We start from the raw sequence: 677 nt of genomic DNA, 5'->3' as shown, positions 1-677 counted from the left end.
CCTCAAGCCGATCTCAAAGCAGTTGGCTTGATGCCGGTAGGCACGAACGACTCGAAGCTGCAACCAGAATGTTGGCAAGATCAGACGAACGTCCTCTTCCGGAAACAGCTCAACCGGAGAGAGGATTCCACACGCGTTCTTTGAGAAGTCTCGAGTAAAGATCCCGACGGGATGAAACGCTCGAGGAAAACTGGGCAACGCCTTTTCAAAGTACAGCAATCCACAAGTACGAACGATGCGACGCTGTGCTTGTCGTTGGTCGCAGTAGTTCACCGGTGCCACGCCGGACTCATGGAAGTAGTCCTCCCATGCCTCAGGAAGATCAATCTTCCATTCGGTTGCCCTGACTACTTCGGCATAGTGCTGTGGATAATTGAAATCCAGCATTCCACCATCTCCGGGTCGAGGGCCTTGCCGCTTTCGCGACGAATCAGGTTACACGCATCTTCGCGTGACATAGGTGTCCGGTAAGGACGTTGGCTTGTGACGGCTTCATAGATATCTACCACGGCACACAGGCGGCCCCATGGATGAATGTCTTCGCCGATCGTTCCGACGGGATAGCCGCCGCCATCCATTCTTTCATGGTGTTGATACACCATCATCAATTGACCAAAGGTCAAATCATCACGCAGCGCGAGTTGTTTGAACCCATCACCGGGATGTTTCTTGATCAA

The 677-nt window shown here is 52.7% G+C and carries 2 protein-coding genes; both read right to left on the bottom strand.

Annotation, left to right across the window (positions count from 1 at the left end; genetic code table 11):
- Positions 1-387 (bottom strand): hypothetical protein (locus B2R17_RS16630; RefSeq protein WP_286764868.1); only part of this gene is annotated, 387 nt, incomplete at its 3' end.
- On the bottom strand, positions 348-677 hold a 330-nt coding region (locus B2R17_RS16625; RefSeq protein WP_286764867.1), incomplete at its 5' end, for an HD-GYP domain-containing protein. The genes B2R17_RS16625 and B2R17_RS16630, both read right to left, overlap by 40 nt.

The sequence above is a fragment of the Rhodopirellula sp. UBA1907 genome (genome assembly GCF_002337565.1).
GTDB lineage: Bacteria > Planctomycetota > Planctomycetia > Pirellulales > Pirellulaceae > Rhodopirellula > Rhodopirellula europaea.
Note: the sequence above shows the minus strand (reverse complement) of the source record. Positions and strands in the feature narration are given on the sequence as shown.